We start from the raw sequence: 15,028 nt of genomic DNA, 5'->3' as shown, positions 1-15,028 counted from the left end.
GAACATTGAGTAGTTGCTCCTGATAAATATCAATTTAGGGAGCCGCTGATTGCTTACCATACTGCTCTGGCCGTCAGATGAGTCCGCTGGCAAGGCCCATTGCGCCGGCCTGTCAAGGCGGTGCAAAGAAGCCAGCGGGTTTTCCTGAAGGCTCCTCCTGGCGGAGCCTGTCGGGCGCCACCGTGTCGCTATCGCCTTTGGCAGGGGAGTAACGATTCCCTGCGCACGACGCTTGGCAGTAGCGCCCGACAGACTCCCGCAGAGCATTGTGGTAAGTAATCAGAGGCTCCTTAGATTGGGTTGGGTTGCTAAGGAAGTCATCAATAGCTTTTTGAGGCCGTTGATGAAGAGTTAAGTGCAGCAGATTTCTGCTGCACCTAACTCGCCGGGTATCACGGGTTCTTTCCCGTGGTTCTCTTAACCAATTCTAGAACTCGTAGCGCATTCCTATACGAAAGTTCCTGCCCAGTACATCGCTGAGGAGACGGTTAGCCGGTTGATAACCTGCCCGGTTCTCTGAACCTTGATTAAGCGGATAAGCAACGAGTTCGGGATCAGTATCGAACAGATTCTTAACCGAAACAAAGAACTCACCCTGTCCGCCGGCCATTTCGAAACCATATGAGGCGTAGCCGTCAAAGAACCACTGGCCATCAATACTGTTGTCATTGATGGTCCGGTTGTCCGTATTGGTTGAAACTGGGCAGGCAGAAGTGCATTCGATCCAGCGATTGTCTATGACGCCATCACTATGCCCACGGGCGGTTAAAACGAAGGACAAGTTGTTCACGCTGTAGCGGGCAGTACCTCTATAAACCCAGTCAGGCGTGCTTCCAGTGTTCTCGCCGGCCCGTTCCCTCACGGTTACACCGTCGTCAGTGGCATTGCTCATGTAATGTGTAGTCATGAAGCGCAGGCTCATTTCACCGGGGCCCAGGTCCATTGCGTAACTGGCCTCGATATCCACACCCTCTGACACCAGGGACGTCAGATTCTCGTATTTCAGATCGATGAACTGTAGGACGCCCGCAGAGTCGTAGCGTAGTTGATCACAATAGTTCTGCTGGTTGAAAAGGAAACAGGCATTGGCTACCTGTTCCGCGCTAAGGAAACCGATTACACCATCTACTTCAATGTCATAGTAATCAATGGATGTCGCAAATCCCGGCAGGAAGCTTGGTTGCAAGACAACGCCGAATCCGAACGCATCTGCCTCTTCAGGGCCTACGCTTGGCGTGCCCTGCAGGTTCTGAATGAAGGGCACCGAGGCACCGCCGATATCAACCGAGTTGCTGCGTGCCGTGCCCGCATCAAACAACTCGCTCAGGTTGGGCGCACGAATATCCCGTGATTGCGTTAATCGGAAGGTGATGTCGTCGATGGGTGAATAGTTCAGGCCTGCCTTCCAGGTGTTCACGCCGCCGGAGTTACTGTAGTCGGTGCGACGGGCCGCACCGCTGAATTCCAGGCTTGCCAGTAACGGCACAACAGCTTCTACGTAGGCCTCTCTGACAGTCTGCTGACCCGTAGTAACCTTGTAGTTGCCGTATTTCCAGCCACTGGCATACTTCGGATCTACAAAACCATCCACCTCGTCCCTTCGCCATTCGAAGCCAGCGGCCAGGCCGATGTTTCCAGCCCAGCCCTCGAAGTCGGTGCTGGTAATGTTGAATGCAACGACATCCTGCGTGAACTCCTGCTCACGTCGCGGTCGTCCCAGTACAAATTCCAGCGCTTCCGGGCTGGCGACGCCAACACCGAATGAATTCAGAGGGACACAGCCGGCGACATCAGATCGGCAGACGATCTCGCCGTCGTCGTTGAAGACAGCATCGGAGGCGGCAGCCAGATTTGCGAAATTCCAGGTGGGATTCTGGTGCTCATCGGTATCCGTAAGGCCGGTCTGGTAGTAGGTATTCCATTGGAAATTCTTACCGGCCATGTCGAAGGAGCCGTCCGCACCAACAACGAAGCGACTCGTCGCACGCCTGTTGTTGGCGCCAGACAATGGAATATCCTGCCGTGCGCTGCTCAGGCGAAAGCTGGTAATACCTTCCGCTATCATCTGATCACGAATAGCCTGCGGCAGGAAGGCGTTATCAATCTGAATGCGCCGGTTTCGGTCTGTGGGGCGTATGTAATCACTGTCCCCTTCATAGCCGGCCCACGAACCCTGGGCGAATATTTCTATATCGGGTGTCAGTTCCCAGCTGGCTCGCCCGAACACACTCTTCCGGGTAGAGTCGGCTTGCAGAGAGTTTGTGCCCAGGATAGAGGATTGTGCGTAACGCCAGTCACCACCAATCATCCACAGGTTGGAGACTTCACCGTATTGGAGTTGACCTATTTGGCCACCCTCGCCGAAATAGGTTCCTTTCAGTGCCGTATCAACGATCAAGCCGCCAGGGGTGTAACCGCTGATGCCGATGTTCTCACCCACATAAAAATAAGGTGCCCCCGGACTCTTATCCGGGTTGACGATGCCTACGTGACCCACCTTCTGCCAGTCAGCGTCTGTATCGCGAATACCCTGCTGATCAAAATACTCGGTACTGAACAAGAGGTGCCCTTTGCCATCGGCAAAGTCGCTGCCTGCAGTAAATTCCAGGCGCTCGTTGCCTGCACCGTACTCGGATACTTCGCCGTATTCAATCGCTGTTGTGACGCCTGTGAAGTCTTTATCCAGGATAAAGTTGACAACCCCGGCTATCGCATCAGAACCATAGGCAGAAGATGCCCCGCCTGATACCACTTCAACACGCTCGATCAATGACTGTGGAAAGGTATTGGTATCAACCTGCCCCACTGAAGACGACGCAACGGACCGCTGGCCGTCGAACAATACCAGAGTCCGGCCTGTGCCCAGGGCGCGCAGATTCAGCGCGGCGATGCCCGATTGACCATTGCTCAAAGACCCGGAATTGGTCGTTGCTGTTGTACTGCCCTGAATCGAAGGCAATGTCATGGCGAATTCAGCGATACTGGCAGGTGCCTCCGCGTCAATATCCTCTGTGGACAATACCGAGACAGGAGTGGGTGCGTTATAACCATCGCGTGCGATACGTGACCCCGTAATGACTATTGATTCTATATTCTCACCCTGAGGCGGTAGCTGCGCCTGCGCTATGCCGGTGAATAATAACGAACTGGCGAAGCCTGTTAAGGCTGCGCAGTTTCGTAAACAGCGATTCTTTAATTCATACATGACAAAGTGCCCCATTTATTACCAGTAGCCCAGAACGGACCTCTTAAAATAATTCAGAGGTGTCAGGAGCATTTTTCATGCCAATAGAGCCTTTGCAGACTATTGGATGATTTGGCTGATCCGGGATGTTGCGATTTTCACTACGGTAGCAACCGACATCCCTTCATCCGCCAATGAGTAGACGAAGCCTTGTATACAGCTGGAATTTCCGTCGTATTGCGGTTTATTCTTCGGGGGAAAAATCAACACTCATTGGATAGCAGAAAGGCGCTCAGGCTGGCACTGACCTGGTCTGATTCAGTCTGAAGATGTTTCTTGACCTCTTTGCACAGTATCTGGTCTGGGTGAAAGCGCTACATAAAAGGTCAAAGGTCGCATCCTATTGATGCGGAATTTGGGAGATATAGCGGGAAAAAATGACCCAAGATGAAGCATTCAATGTATACCTTATGGTTAGATAATGCTGGCTTGGAGGAGTAATTCTTCAGCAAGCGCGGATTTTAACCCCGTTAAACGTAGGGCTATTTGGGTAATGCGGGCGGGGGTCTGCCAGGGAACTTCAGATCAGGCTGTCCATTGTCAATCGTCAGGTTCCAGCTCCCAGCGCATAGGCCTGACTCCAGGCGCTGGTCCATCTAATAGGACGCAGACTTTGCATCGATCGATATCACACTCCAAATGATTCCCAGGAATCACTGTTCCAGTCAAAATATACCGCCTGATATAAAATACCCACCGCGATAAGTGGCCCGATGTGCTCCTGGTTGAGAGGATGTTCCGCCGCAGCGGCGAAAAGTTCTGCCTGGGTGAAACCGCCTGTTTGCAACTGGTTGACGAGATTATCCAGATCGGGCTGCGCAATCGATGTGCCGACAAGGTTCATCCACAACACACTGACCAGTGCGCTGTCGGGAACACCGCTGGATGCATAATAGTCCAAAGCAAGCTGAGCCACCTGCACTGTGCTCATTCCCTGATCAAAGTCCGCCATCCAGATAGCCACTGAAGCCGGACCCGGCTGTTCATTCAGCGCGATATACAGCAGAAAAAAGGCCAACCTGGCACTGGTATCAAAAGGCAGTACGAGCGCGACACCATCAAACTCGATCTGTTCCACATCTGTGATGGTATCCATTTCCGCCGCCGCGTGTGCCAGAGACCAGGTATCACCGTCTCTGGTAATTGCAACCTCTTCGTAGAGGGCTTCGAAGGTCAGAATGTCAAGTCCGTTACCCCTGAACCAGGTGTCATCGCCGTCCTGACCAAGAAAGCGGTTGTCCAGAGAATTGCCGATGCCGGTGAAATTGTTATAGCCGACGTGGGCCAGTGCTTCTACGTTAGCCGGTAACGTATAGGAGTTGGCAAAAAGAATGGCGACAATATCATACCCATCATTCCAGCTTTCCTGGATGATCTCACTGGTAATGGTGACAAAAACATCGTCGCCGGGCCGCCCTGCAGTGTGTGAACATGGTCATCCACGAGCAGGGCCAGGACGGTTTCCACCGAACCGTACTGGTAAATCAGCATTTCTCCATCGAAGGACAGCTGGGGGGAATTGCCCGGCACGGTGCCCGCCTGGTCCGCCCCTGGCACAGGAATGCGGGACAACAGGCCTGTGAACAGATCCTTGTCGAACACATCGGCCACACCGATAGTGTCGGACTCAACCAGTTCAGTTTGCTCGCTCACGAAGGCCAGAAAGCGGCCATTGGCAGACAGGGCCAGCGCTTCCGGCAGGTACCGTGCCGGCTCTCTGGCAGGAGTCAGTGAAGCGACCGAGATATTGCCTGTTGTCAGATCGGCCACCAGTAACTGAGGACAGGTGCCGCCCGGTACATTGGTGAAGGTGGCGGGCCCTATCAATGCCAGCACGGACCCGTCACCTGACAGTACGGGTCCGCTGCCGCCTGGCAGCGCAATAATATCTGCCTGGTCAAAGGGTACCGGGCAGTTAAGCCGGGAGTCTCACCGGAGGCGGCAATCGTCCGGGGCCCCGACTCCCAGGGCAACTTCGTGCGCTGGACATTGCCTCACAACGGGGATACCTTTTGCCCACTCTAACCGGCGGCTCCGATCTGATTTTATGGCACATAGCGAATTACAGGAATTACGGCAGCAGCTCGCGGATTTCGCCAGGGCAAGGGACTGGGAGCAGTTCCACTCCCCCAAGAACCTGTCCATGGCGCTGGCAGTGGAAGCGGCCGAATTGCTGGAGATATTTCAGTGGCAGACTGAACAGCAGACCCGCGAGGCGGATGAACAGACCCGGGCCCGGGTGGCCGAGGAACTTGCTGATATTCTCCTCTATAGCCTTCAGCTGTCTGACCGGCTGGGTATAGATCTGCTGCAGGCGGCGCAGGCCAAACTGATCCGTAATGGAGAAAAGTACCCCGCCGACCAGGTGCGCGGCAGCGCACGCAAATACACCGAGTACTAGGGATCCCTGGCGCCCATGCTTAGTTATCGCCACGGCTTTCATGCCGGGAATTTTGCCGATCTGTTAAAGCACCTGGTTCTGGTTCAGATCATCGAGTATCTGAAAACCAAGCCGGCACCGATCCGTTACATCGACACACATGCCGGCGCGGGGCTCTATGACCTGGACAATGCGATGAGTCGTAAGACCGGGGAATTCAGAGACGGCGTCGGGGCACTTGATCTGGCCGCCCTGCCACAGGAGGCGGAAGCGTTCTGCAGGCTGCTGGGTCCGTTTCTTGCTTGCAACCAGTATCCCGGTTCACCCTTGATCGCCGCCAGGTTATTGCGCAGACAGGATGAACTGCGACTGTATGAAATGCACTCGACAGAGTTTCCAAAGCTGGCTGGCCTGTTCGCCAGGGATCGGCGCGTTCGCGCTCTGAAAGAAGACGGGTTCGGGGCGTTGAAGTCGCAGCTGCCGGTTCAGAATGCCCGCGCGCTGATTCTGATCGACCCGTCCTACGAGCTGGACTCCGACTATCAGCGGGTGGTGACCGGGGTGGCTGAAGGCCTGCGGCGCATGCCCCATGCCGTCTATGGAATCTGGTACCCCCTGGTGGCTACACACGACCCGGAGTCCATGTTGAATCAACTTGCGAATCTCGGCGGCGAAAAGTCCCTGCGTGTTGAATTGTCCGTGGACAGAAATCCCAGGGCTGGGGGCATGAATGCCACCGGCATGTTTATCATCAACCCCCCCTGGTTGCTTGCCCGGCAACTGCGGGAAATTCTGGGCCAGGTATCACAACAGCTGGGTGGCCGATTCGATGTCCAGTGAGGTGTGCCGCCTGCAGACGCCCAGGCAGGCCTGACATGGCCAGAGTCTGCAGCGGAATCCGCAGGGCCCGCCCCGGAGGCCAAAGTATTGTGGTAAATAACCAGAGGTTCCTAAAGTACTAACTACCGAGACTGGTTGTGGCGGGTAAGCCCGCCCTGCCTGGTATCGATATGAAGTTCAGCAGCGGGGAAGTCGCCGATGGTCAGATTCCGTTCGGCATCGTCCAGCTGCTTTTCCGGGTAGTGAACAATCAGCCTGTCGTCCGCCTCCCGGGCCAGTTCATAGATCTCCCGATAAGTGTGTTGAAATACGGCATAGTCGCGGTAGGTTGCAACGAATCCCCACGCGCCGACACAGGCTACCAGCAGTACCACTCGCCAACTCGCTTCTTTGCAGACTAGCAGCAGAAAGAGGCTGTAAGGCAGCAGGTAGAGGCGACCGACAAAGTTGAGGTAGCTGTGGACGCGGCCATCCTGGAATCCAAACATGCCCCAGTAAACGACCGCACTCATGGCCAGCATCGCAAGCACTGCCAGTACCGAGAGGCGATCCTTGACGGCGGCAAGGGAAACTGCCAGCACGGCGAGCCCCAACCAGAAAACCGGGCCGTAAAGTGAAAACTTGTTGAACTGGAACACGAAGCCGGCCAACAGGCTCAGGGTCGACGCGGTCAGGCTGGCAAAATCGAAGCTATGGATGTCCTGTTCGGAACCCAGGGAAACGGCGTTCTGGCGCAGCAGCCAGTAGCAGATTGAAAAAGAGACAAACAGCAGGGTGAAAACCAGGATAAGCCTTCTGTCCCGATAGTCGTCCTTAAGAAACAGCAGAATCAGAAATGGAACAACCAGTAGATAACTTTCTTTACTGAAAATGGCCAATACCATGGCTGCGCAAAAAAGCACCGGATGCCTTCGACAATAAGCCCACACAGAAAGTGCGATGAAAAACAGACACGCGGCATCGTAGAGATTGGAAAACCAGGTGGAAGTGATCAGCGCCGAGGAGGAGAACAGTGCCACCACGAAAAAAAGAAACTGTCGTGGCCTGTTTGCATTCAGGGCGGCCAGAGAGGAAGTCAGTAATCCGATTCCGCCGGCCACCAGTGCCGCATTTGTCAGCCGCAGCAGAACGAAGTTGCCGTCGAACAGTTTCCCCAGCACCAGAATCAGGGTGTTGGGCAGCGGCCTGTACATGTCCAGTGGCAGCTTCTGCAGCCAGATCATCAGCGTGGCCTCGATGGCGCTGGCGCTTTTGACCGGCTCAGACGCCAACAGCAGGAGTGCGTTGGATTCATCCCAGACATCCGCGATCATAAGATTGCTGATCGCCAGCAGCCAGAGCAGGCAGACGGCACCATAGCAATAGGGAGCATAGGTGGATAGCAACAGCTCGGCCCTGTCTGCCGGCGTTTGACCACCTGGCTCAGTCATGGCAACTTCCGATCATCTGGTTTCAGTTCCAGGTCAGGGTGGAAAGCGTAAAGCAGTAGCCAGGGCTGCGTTGCACCTGGCAGATCACTACCTGTTGTCAGGGTGAAATTATGCCACAGATGGAAACCTAACCCTGCCGCCGGAATACAGCTCAGGTTTTTTCAGCAATAAGCGACTGATCGCAGTCCCGCCCGGCTGAATTCCTGTGAAAACCCCTCAACACAGGGCTGTGCCGGTCGCCGATTTACGTTAGACTCATTGCCCATGAGCTTCCCGCGACTCTTTTTCTTACTGATACTGTCCCTCCCCCACTCGCTGGGGTCAGCCCAGACCCTTGGGCCGCCCAGAACCGAGCATGGTCTGCCGGATCTTTCCGGAGTCTGGAATTTCAGCACCCGCGCGCCCTTCGAGCGGCCCGAACAGTTCGGCGACAGGGAATTTTTTACCGACGAGGAAATTGCCGCCCAGGAGGCACGCCGGGCTGAGTCGGCAGTCGCGGCGGCCCGGCGTGAGAATAATGTGGCACAGCTTATCCTGGAAACCGAAAATGCAACGTCAACCGGGGCAGTGAACAGTTTCTGGATGGAGCAGTCGTCGTTGCGTCAGAATCAGCGCACATCGGTACTCGTATACCCCGCGAACGGGCGACTTCCGCCCGTGCGGGATGGCGTGGTGATTCAGCGCAGCGACCCCAACGGAGTCCGTGAAATACCGGGAGAACGCCCGGTCAGGTATACCCACGGCGGTATCGATAGAACCGGGCCGGAAGACCGGGGTCTGTCAGAACGCTGCCTGGTTTTCAATTCGGGGCCGCCACTGCTAAGCGGGCCCTACAACAATAATATCCAGATCATCCAGAATGCTGACCACGTGGTTATCCTGTCTGAAATGGGCTGGGATGCGCGGATCATTCCCCTGAACAAGCGCACGAATGTGGATGAAAAGATTCGTTTATGGTCCGGGGATTCCCGTGGTTATTTTGTGGGAAACACACTGGTCGTGGAGACATCCAACTTTACCAGTCTGATCGGCAGTTACGGGACCCGTGGTGTGGCTTACGGCAGCGCCGAAAACCGCCTGCTGGTGGAACGTTTTATTCCGGTTGGGCCGGGCGCCATGGATTATGAGTTCACCATTGACGACCCGTCGACCTTCAGCGATATCATTGTTGGGATTATTCCCATGGGCAGGGTGGAAGGCGGGCAGATATACGAGTACGCCTGTCATGCCGGCAATTACGCGATCGGTAATATTCTGAAGGGCGCCAGGGCCGAGGAATCCCGCTAGCCTGCAGGAGTCCCGGTTGTTCAAAACGCTGTCGCCCACCCAGGCGGGTTAACCTGATCGACGAGTCCCGGGTTGCTCACCTGTGGCCTCGTTTTGTTGCCGACCCGGGCCTGTTCACCTGGTAACTTCCATGAAGCTGCCGCAACCATACCCTGCCCGCTGGCCTGTAATCTGCCGCTATTTAAGGTTTTCCAGCTGGCGCTCCAGTTCCTGAACCTGGTGCTCCAGTTCATTGACCCGTTCTTCGGCCCGTTTCAGTGCACGATCCCTCGCATCAAAGTCTGCCTGGGTAAGAATGTGCAGCTCGGTAAAGCTTTTCTGCAGCACCTGGCGGACGGCAACGCGGCCCTCTTCCCCCAACTCTCCGGCCCTGGGCAGGAGTTGATTGATTTTCTTGCTCAGATTGTCCAGCAACTGCTTATTGACCATCTTGAATCCGGAATTTTTCATGTGGCAGTGGCGAATTATTCTATCAGCAATTCGGTTCTTGCGCTGACGCCCCCAAGCAGTGCTTCATTATGGTGCAGGCTGAGAATCGAAGCACCGTTACGGAACAAAACCACCAGCGCGGCTTTCTGAATCTCTCCGCTGCACGACAGAATCTCGTATAACCTACTGAAATAAAAATATAAAAAACAACTGGCACGCCCCGTGCATAGTTGCCTTCCACGGCGCTACAAACTTATCCATTCTGAACCGCAGAGCGGGTAACTACTATTAAGGAGCTAAAAATGAAATTAGTGACGGCTATCATTAAGCCATTCAAGCTGGACGATGTCCGCGAGGCATTGTCCGAAATCGGGGTACAGGGCATCACCGTAACCGAGGTCAAAGGGTTTGGTCGCCAGAAGGGCCATACCGAACTCTATCGGGGTGCTGAGTACGTCGTGGATTTCCTGCCTAAAGTGAAACTCGAAGTAGCTATCGGTGATTCCCTGCTTGACCAGACTCTGGAAGCCATAACCAAGGCGGCCAATACCGGCAAGATCGGCGACGGCAAGATTTTCGTTTCCGACCTTTCGCAGATCATTCGAATCCGCACAGGCGAAACCGGAGAAGAGGCGGTATAGACGCCCCTCTCTAACGATAAATTCTCAGTTACTGGTCAAAAGACCGTTTTTGGAGGCTAAAGGTGGAAAACCAAATTTTTGAATTGCAGTATGCAATGGATACGTTTTACTTTCTCATATGCGGCGCATTAGTGATGTGGATGGCCGCCGGCTTCGCCATGCTGGAGGCGGGCCTGGTACGGGCCAAGAACACCACCGAGATTCTGACCAAGAATGTCGCGTTGTTCGCCATTGCCTGTACCATGTACCTGGTTTGCGGCTATCAGCTGATGTACGACGGCGGCATTTTCCTGTCCGGCGTCACAACAGTGGCCCAGATGGACGATGCGGCTATCGCCCAGGTGCTTGCCGATTCGGCTGAAGCCGGTTTCGACGGTGATTCAGTCTATTCCGGTGCCTCGGACTTCTTCTTCCAGGTGGTATTTGTTGCCACTGCCATGTCGATCGTTTCCGGCGCCGTGGCAGAGCGGATGAAGCTGTGGGCCTTCCTGGGCTTTGCGGTGGTCATGACCGGGGTTATCTATCCGGTTGAGGGCGGCTGGACCTGGGGTGGCAAGGATGTGCCTTTTATTGGTGCTCTGAGCTATAGCGACTATGCCGGTTCCGGTATCGTGCACCTGGCTGGCGCAACGGCGGCACTGGCTGGCGTTCTGCTGCTTGGTCCGCGTAAGGGCAAGTACGGTAAAGACGGCTCTATCAAACCCATTCCCGGCGCCAACATGCCACTGGCCACCCTCGGCACTTTCATTCTCTGGATGGGCTGGTTCGGTTTCAACGGCGGTTCTACCCTCAAGCTGGGTGGTATCGGTGTCGCCAACGAAGTCGCCAACGTGTTCCTGAACACCAACGCCGCTGCTGCCGGTGGTCTGATAGCTTCCATGATCGTGTCACGCCTGATGTTCGGCAAGACTGACCTGACCATGTGTCTGAACGGCGCACTGGCCGGCCTGGTCGCCATCACTGCTGAGCCTGCAGATCCTTCTCCGCTGCTGGCAACCATCATCGGCGCCATCGGTGGCGTGATCGTAGTGTTCAGCATCGTGGCATTGGACAAGTTGAAAATCGATGATCCGGTCGGTGCGATCTCCGTGCACGGTACGGTTGGTCTTTTCGGTATCTTCGCTGTCCTGTTCTCGGATTCCGATGCGACCTTTGTTGGACAGCTTGTGGGCACCCTCGTCATCTTCGGCTGGGTATTCGCCACTAGCATAATCGTCTGGCTGGTTCTCAAGACGGTTGTGGGTCTGCGGGTTTCCGAGGAAGAGGAAGACGAAGGTCTCGATATCTCCGACTGCGGAATCGAAGCTTACCCGGAATTCGTAACTGCCAAGTAATAGCAGTTACCGCATTCTTCTCTCCCGGGTTTGTCTCAAACCCACCAGGCGTAATTTATTACGTCCTCGCGCCCCCTCTTGAGGGGGCGCTTTTTTTTGCCTGGTGGAATCAGTCAGGGCTTCCTTCTGTGACGGGCCTCACTGGTCGATAGCAATGGACTGACGCTTTCTGTCAGTTTGTGACGTTTCTCACAGGCACCGAGCGTAAATAACCTTAAGCTTCGTTCATGTCCAGCAGTCATAAAACTACCGCCTCCAAACCCCAGGAACACTGGATTCAGATACATGTGCGTGATCTGGTACTGGGTATGTTCATCATCGAACTGGATCGCCCCTGGCGGGATACGCCATTTCCGATCAACGGTTTCCATTTGCGCAAGTTCGATCAGATACAGACCCTGCGCGCACTCTGCCACAAGGTGTATATCGATCCTGCCAAGGGAGCAAGCCCTCGCAGTAAAGAGCCGACCAAGCTCACCATCCTGAGCAGCGCCCGCAAAAGAGCCCCGGAGTCACAGGAACTCAAGGTGAATCCGGAGGTTTATCCACGCTCCAGGGCGGTGAAGCATGAAATAGACAATGCCGCCAGGCTCTATTCTCAATTGGAGGATGCCCTGACCCGTGCGATAGAGAATGCCCGTGAGCACCGTCCTCTTGGAATCGAAGAGCTGTACCGGTTGGGACGTGAAACCATTGCCTGCGTTATTCGAAACCCGGATGGCTTTATCTGGTTTCTGAATACCAGCGAAGAAGGGAACTGTCTTTTAAAACACAGTATACGCGCCTCTGTCTGGGCGACAGTTTTTGCCTGTCATGTGGGATTCCCAAAGAGTGACATAGAGGCACTGTTTATCGGGACTCTGCTGGCGGATATCGGTATGGCAAAATTCGCTGAGGACTTTGTCCGTCAGAGCGGGCCATTCACCCGCCAGGAATATGTCGATTATCAGAAACACGTGGGCATTGGTGTGGATATCCTGCGTAACGAGGATGACATTGATCCACAGATAATCAATATCGTACGTGCTCATCACGAGCGCCATGATGGCAGAGGTTTTCCACGCCGCAAGCGGGGTGAACAGATTTCCCTTCCGGCCCGGATTGCCAACCTGGCTTACAGTTATGAACGTCTGCTCAAGCGCTCTTCCCAGGCTGATCTGTCACCAGCTACTGCCGTGAGCCGGATCTACAAGCAGCGTAAAATCAAATTTGCCGATCAACTGGTCTATGAGTTCATCAAGGCGATCGGCATGTTCCCCGCTGGCTCTGTGGTGGAGCTCGCAACGGGTGAGATCGGTATTGTGACAGAGCAGAATGCGAACGAGCGGCTAACGCCAAAAATAACTGTGGTGACGACGGCACGAAAACAGCTTAAGAAAAATTTCGAGCAGATCAACCAGGGTGCAAACAAAGATCAGACGCTGGTGAAATCAATAACCCGTAGCCTGAAGCGCGGCAGTTATGAAATAGATCCAGCACGCTTCACCAATGATCTGTTTGGCAAACGCATTGGCCTGGGAAAACGCTTCGGTCTGCGGTTCTGATAGCAATCCATTGGTAGCACTCAGGGCGTCTCTGCTTCGGCTGGGATACGCAGCATGGCTATATCCTGGCAGAGATTCCCCAACCTCTCATTTCCCCAGATCCCCGAAGAGATACTGCAGCAGTGACAGGGCAACCACCGGGGCTGTCTCGGTGCGGAGGATTCTCGGGCCCAGCCTAATCACCTGGTAGTCATGCTGACGGGCCAGATTCACTTCCTGTTCGCTGAACCCTCCTTCAGGCCCGATCAGCAGATTCAACGGTTGCGCAGGAACCGTATCCGGCAGGCCGGGGTCGCCACTGGCATCGAGTAGTAAGCCACCCCGGTTGTCCGCCAGCCAGCGGGTCAGATCAACAGGTTCAGCCAGCGTTGGCACGACGCTACGACCGCATTGTTCGCAGGCACTGATGGCGACCCGTTGCCAGTGCGTCAGTTTCTTTTCCGAACGGTCCCCAGCAAGGCGGACCTCGCAGTTTTCTGTAACTAACGGTATAATCCGGACCACTCCCAGTTCGGTAGACTTCTGGATCGCGTAGTCGAAACGTTCACCGCGGGACAGACCCAGGCCCAGATTGACAGCCAGTTGCGGGTCAGTCAGGTTCACTGCAGAGTCATCCAGCTGAACGGTCACCCGGTGCCTGTCACTGTGGATCAGGGTAGCGGAGAATTCCCCGTCTTCGCTGTTGAAGAGGTTTACCTTGTCACCCGCTTTCAGGCGCAGTACCCGACCCAGGTAATGGGCTCCCTCACGATCCAGGGTTACGGTGGTACCCTGCGCCAGCTTTTGCTGCTGGAATAACCTGGAACGCCGCATGATCAGCAATCCTGTCGCGTAAGCTGTATAGGGTTAACGTGCACTAGAGCAGTCTGATGAATAATTATTGGTCGCGTATGTAACGTTTTTCAACTGTCTGCCAGTAGACTGGCGGTCCAAAGCCTATGCCAAGCACTTGCGGAAACCACAGGGTTCCACAGGGTGATACGGCGGCATAGGCTGAATTGAATTCCCCGTCAGGCTCAAGCGTGCCGGCTGGAAAGATCCAGATTTCGCCATATGCTGCGGACGCTGCCGGCCTGGTTCATGGCGTAAAAATGCAGCCCCGGTGCCCCCCCGGCCAATAATTTTTCACACAGCTTCGTGACGACGTCGAGTCCGTAGCTGCGCAGGCTGTCAGTGTCGTCGCCGAAATCCTGCAACCGCTGCTGGATCCAGCGGGGTATTTCCGCACCACAACTGGCGCTGAACTTGGCCAGCTTTTCGTAGTTGGTGATAGGCATAATGCCGGGCACTATCGGAATAGTAATGCCGGCTTTGGTGCATTGCTCTACGAAATAAAAATAGGCATCCGGGTTATAGAAGTACTGGGTGATGGCCGAGCTGGCGCCGGCATCCACCTTGACCTTGAAGAAATCGATGTCGCTCTGATACGTCCTGGCCGCGGGATGGATTTCCGGGTAGCAGGCGACATCGATGTGAAAATGATCACCGGTTTCCCGGCGCACAAAACTGACCAGTTCGCTGGCGTACCGGTATTGACTGGCGGAACCGAACCCGGAAGGAATGTCTCCCCGCAGCGCGACCAGCCGGTTGATGCCGGCCTGCTTATAGGTGTGCAGCAGCTGCGCGATGTCCTCGTCGCTGGAACCACCAAAAGAAAGATGCGGGGCTACACAGGAACCCCGCTCTTTCAGCGCCAGCACGGTCTTTCGGGTGCCCTCCCGCGTCGAGCCACCGGCGCCATAAGTGATAGAAAAGAACTCGGGGCCAAGCTCCGCAAGACTGTCATGCACGGCCAGCAGTTTCTCCTGCCCCTCATTGGTCCGGGGCGGGAAAAATTCGATGCTGAAGTTGGCCGATGGACCGGTTTTATGGTTGCCGTTCAAAATCTCTGTCCGTGAA

Annotated in this window: 13 protein-coding genes; 6 read left to right on the top strand and 7 right to left on the bottom strand. The window is 55.1% G+C overall.

Translation table 11 applies throughout. From position 1 onward, the window contains the following. Positions 1-427: 427 nt before the first annotated feature. The 3 genes from R3F50_05995 to R3F50_05985 all read right to left on the bottom strand — a co-directional run bounded on the left by R3F50_05995 (position 428) and on the right by R3F50_05985 (position 5,080). The gene (locus R3F50_05995) at positions 428-3,205 is read right to left on the bottom strand and encodes a TonB-dependent receptor (protein MEZ5489853.1); all 2,778 of its coding nucleotides are present in this window, start codon (positions 3,203-3,205) and stop codon (positions 428-430) included. 667 nt (positions 3,206-3,872) lie between these two features. Next, on the bottom strand, positions 3,873-4,340 hold the full coding sequence (locus R3F50_05990) for a hypothetical protein (protein MEZ5489852.1): 468 nt from the start codon (positions 4,338-4,340) through the stop codon (positions 3,873-3,875). 197 nt (positions 4,341-4,537) lie between these two features. Next, positions 4,538-5,080 carry a hypothetical protein gene (locus R3F50_05985; protein MEZ5489851.1) on the bottom strand — a complete coding sequence of 181 codons (543 nt, stop codon included), beginning with the start codon at positions 5,078-5,080 and terminating at the stop codon, positions 4,538-4,540. 211 nt (positions 5,081-5,291) lie between these two features. Between R3F50_05985 and R3F50_05980 the strand changes: the two genes are divergently transcribed. Together R3F50_05980 and rlmJ are read left to right on the top strand one after the other, a co-directional pair. Beyond that, positions 5,292-5,645: a nucleotide pyrophosphohydrolase gene (locus R3F50_05980; GenBank protein ID MEZ5489850.1), complete on the top strand. Its 354-nt coding sequence runs from the start codon at positions 5,292-5,294 to the stop codon at positions 5,643-5,645. A 15-nt stretch (positions 5,646-5,660) separates the two neighbouring features. Further along, positions 5,661-6,464, top strand: a complete 804-nt coding sequence (gene rlmJ, locus R3F50_05975; GenBank protein MEZ5489849.1) for a 23S rRNA (adenine(2030)-N(6))-methyltransferase RlmJ — start codon at positions 5,661-5,663, stop codon at positions 6,462-6,464. Positions 6,465-6,586: 122 nt separating this feature from the next. On the opposite strand, the gene R3F50_05970 is transcribed toward rlmJ, so the two are convergent. Next, positions 6,587-7,894, bottom strand: coding sequence for a hypothetical protein (locus R3F50_05970; protein MEZ5489848.1), 1,308 nt, complete (start codon positions 7,892-7,894; stop codon positions 6,587-6,589). Between the two features lie 264 nt (positions 7,895-8,158). Between R3F50_05970 and R3F50_05965 the strand changes: the two genes are divergently transcribed. Continuing rightward, a complete protein-coding gene (locus R3F50_05965) occupies positions 8,159-9,181 on the top strand; it encodes a hypothetical protein (protein ID MEZ5489847.1) in 1,023 nt (340 codons plus the stop codon). Between the two features lie 177 nt (positions 9,182-9,358). Here the strand turns inward: R3F50_05965 and R3F50_05960 are convergent, their stop codons facing one another. Beyond that, positions 9,359-9,610, bottom strand: a complete 252-nt coding sequence (locus tag R3F50_05960; GenBank protein MEZ5489846.1) for an accessory factor UbiK family protein — start codon at positions 9,608-9,610, stop codon at positions 9,359-9,361. 302 nt (positions 9,611-9,912) lie between these two features. On the opposite strand from R3F50_05960, the gene glnK reads away from it, so the two are divergent. From glnK to R3F50_05945, 3 genes are all read left to right on the top strand, one after another. Further along, positions 9,913-10,251, top strand: a complete 339-nt coding sequence (gene glnK / locus R3F50_05955; protein MEZ5489845.1) for a P-II family nitrogen regulator — start codon at positions 9,913-9,915, stop codon at positions 10,249-10,251. A gap of 62 nt (positions 10,252-10,313) precedes the next feature. Next, entirely contained in the window at positions 10,314-11,585 is a 1,272-nt protein-coding gene (locus tag R3F50_05950) for an ammonium transporter (protein MEZ5489844.1), read from the top strand. A 227-nt stretch (positions 11,586-11,812) separates the two neighbouring features. After that, on the top strand, positions 11,813-13,129 hold the full coding sequence (locus tag R3F50_05945; GenBank protein ID MEZ5489843.1) for a DUF3391 domain-containing protein: 1,317 nt from the start codon (positions 11,813-11,815) through the stop codon (positions 13,127-13,129). 87 nt (positions 13,130-13,216) lie between these two features. Here R3F50_05945 and R3F50_05940 read toward each other — a convergent pair whose 3' ends face one another. Both R3F50_05940 and metF read right to left on the bottom strand, forming a co-directional pair. Next, entirely contained in the window at positions 13,217-13,942 is a 726-nt protein-coding gene (locus tag R3F50_05940; GenBank protein MEZ5489842.1) for a 16S rRNA (uracil(1498)-N(3))-methyltransferase, read from the bottom strand. 203 nt (positions 13,943-14,145) lie between these two features. Then, positions 14,146-15,012 carry a methylenetetrahydrofolate reductase [NAD(P)H] gene (metF, locus tag R3F50_05935; protein ID MEZ5489841.1) on the bottom strand — a complete coding sequence of 289 codons (867 nt, stop codon included), beginning with the start codon at positions 15,010-15,012 and terminating at the stop codon, positions 14,146-14,148. Positions 15,013-15,028 lie beyond the last annotated feature (16 nt).

Source organism: Gammaproteobacteria bacterium, from assembly GCA_041395725.1.
GTDB lineage: Bacteria > Pseudomonadota > Gammaproteobacteria > Pseudomonadales > Pseudohongiellaceae > NORP240.
This window is presented reverse-complemented; position numbering and strand designations above follow the sequence as displayed.

Excerpts from the sequence above, each read along its gene's own strand:
- R3F50_05995 (MEZ5489853.1), bottom strand. The coding sequence starts at position 3,205 with ATGTATGAATTAAAGAATCGCTGTTTACGAAACTGCGCAGCCTTAACA.
- R3F50_05990 (MEZ5489852.1), bottom strand. The coding sequence starts at position 4,340 with ATGGATACCATCACAGATGTGGAACAGATCGAGTTTGATGGTGTCGCG.
- R3F50_05980 (MEZ5489850.1), top strand. The coding sequence starts at position 5,292 with ATGGCACATAGCGAATTACAGGAATTACGGCAGCAGCTCGCGGATTTC.
- rlmJ (MEZ5489849.1), top strand. The coding sequence starts at position 5,661 with ATGCTTAGTTATCGCCACGGCTTTCATGCCGGGAATTTTGCCGATCTG.
- R3F50_05970 (MEZ5489848.1), bottom strand. The coding sequence starts at position 7,894 with ATGACTGAGCCAGGTGGTCAAACGCCGGCAGACAGGGCCGAGCTGTTG.
- R3F50_05965 (MEZ5489847.1), top strand. The coding sequence starts at position 8,159 with ATGAGCTTCCCGCGACTCTTTTTCTTACTGATACTGTCCCTCCCCCAC.
- R3F50_05960 (MEZ5489846.1), bottom strand. The coding sequence starts at position 9,610 with ATGGTCAATAAGCAGTTGCTGGACAATCTGAGCAAGAAAATCAATCAA.
- glnK (MEZ5489845.1), top strand. The coding sequence starts at position 9,913 with ATGAAATTAGTGACGGCTATCATTAAGCCATTCAAGCTGGACGATGTC.
- R3F50_05945 (MEZ5489843.1), top strand. The coding sequence starts at position 11,813 with ATGTCCAGCAGTCATAAAACTACCGCCTCCAAACCCCAGGAACACTGG.
- R3F50_05940 (MEZ5489842.1), bottom strand. The coding sequence starts at position 13,942 with ATGCGGCGTTCCAGGTTATTCCAGCAGCAAAAGCTGGCGCAGGGTACC.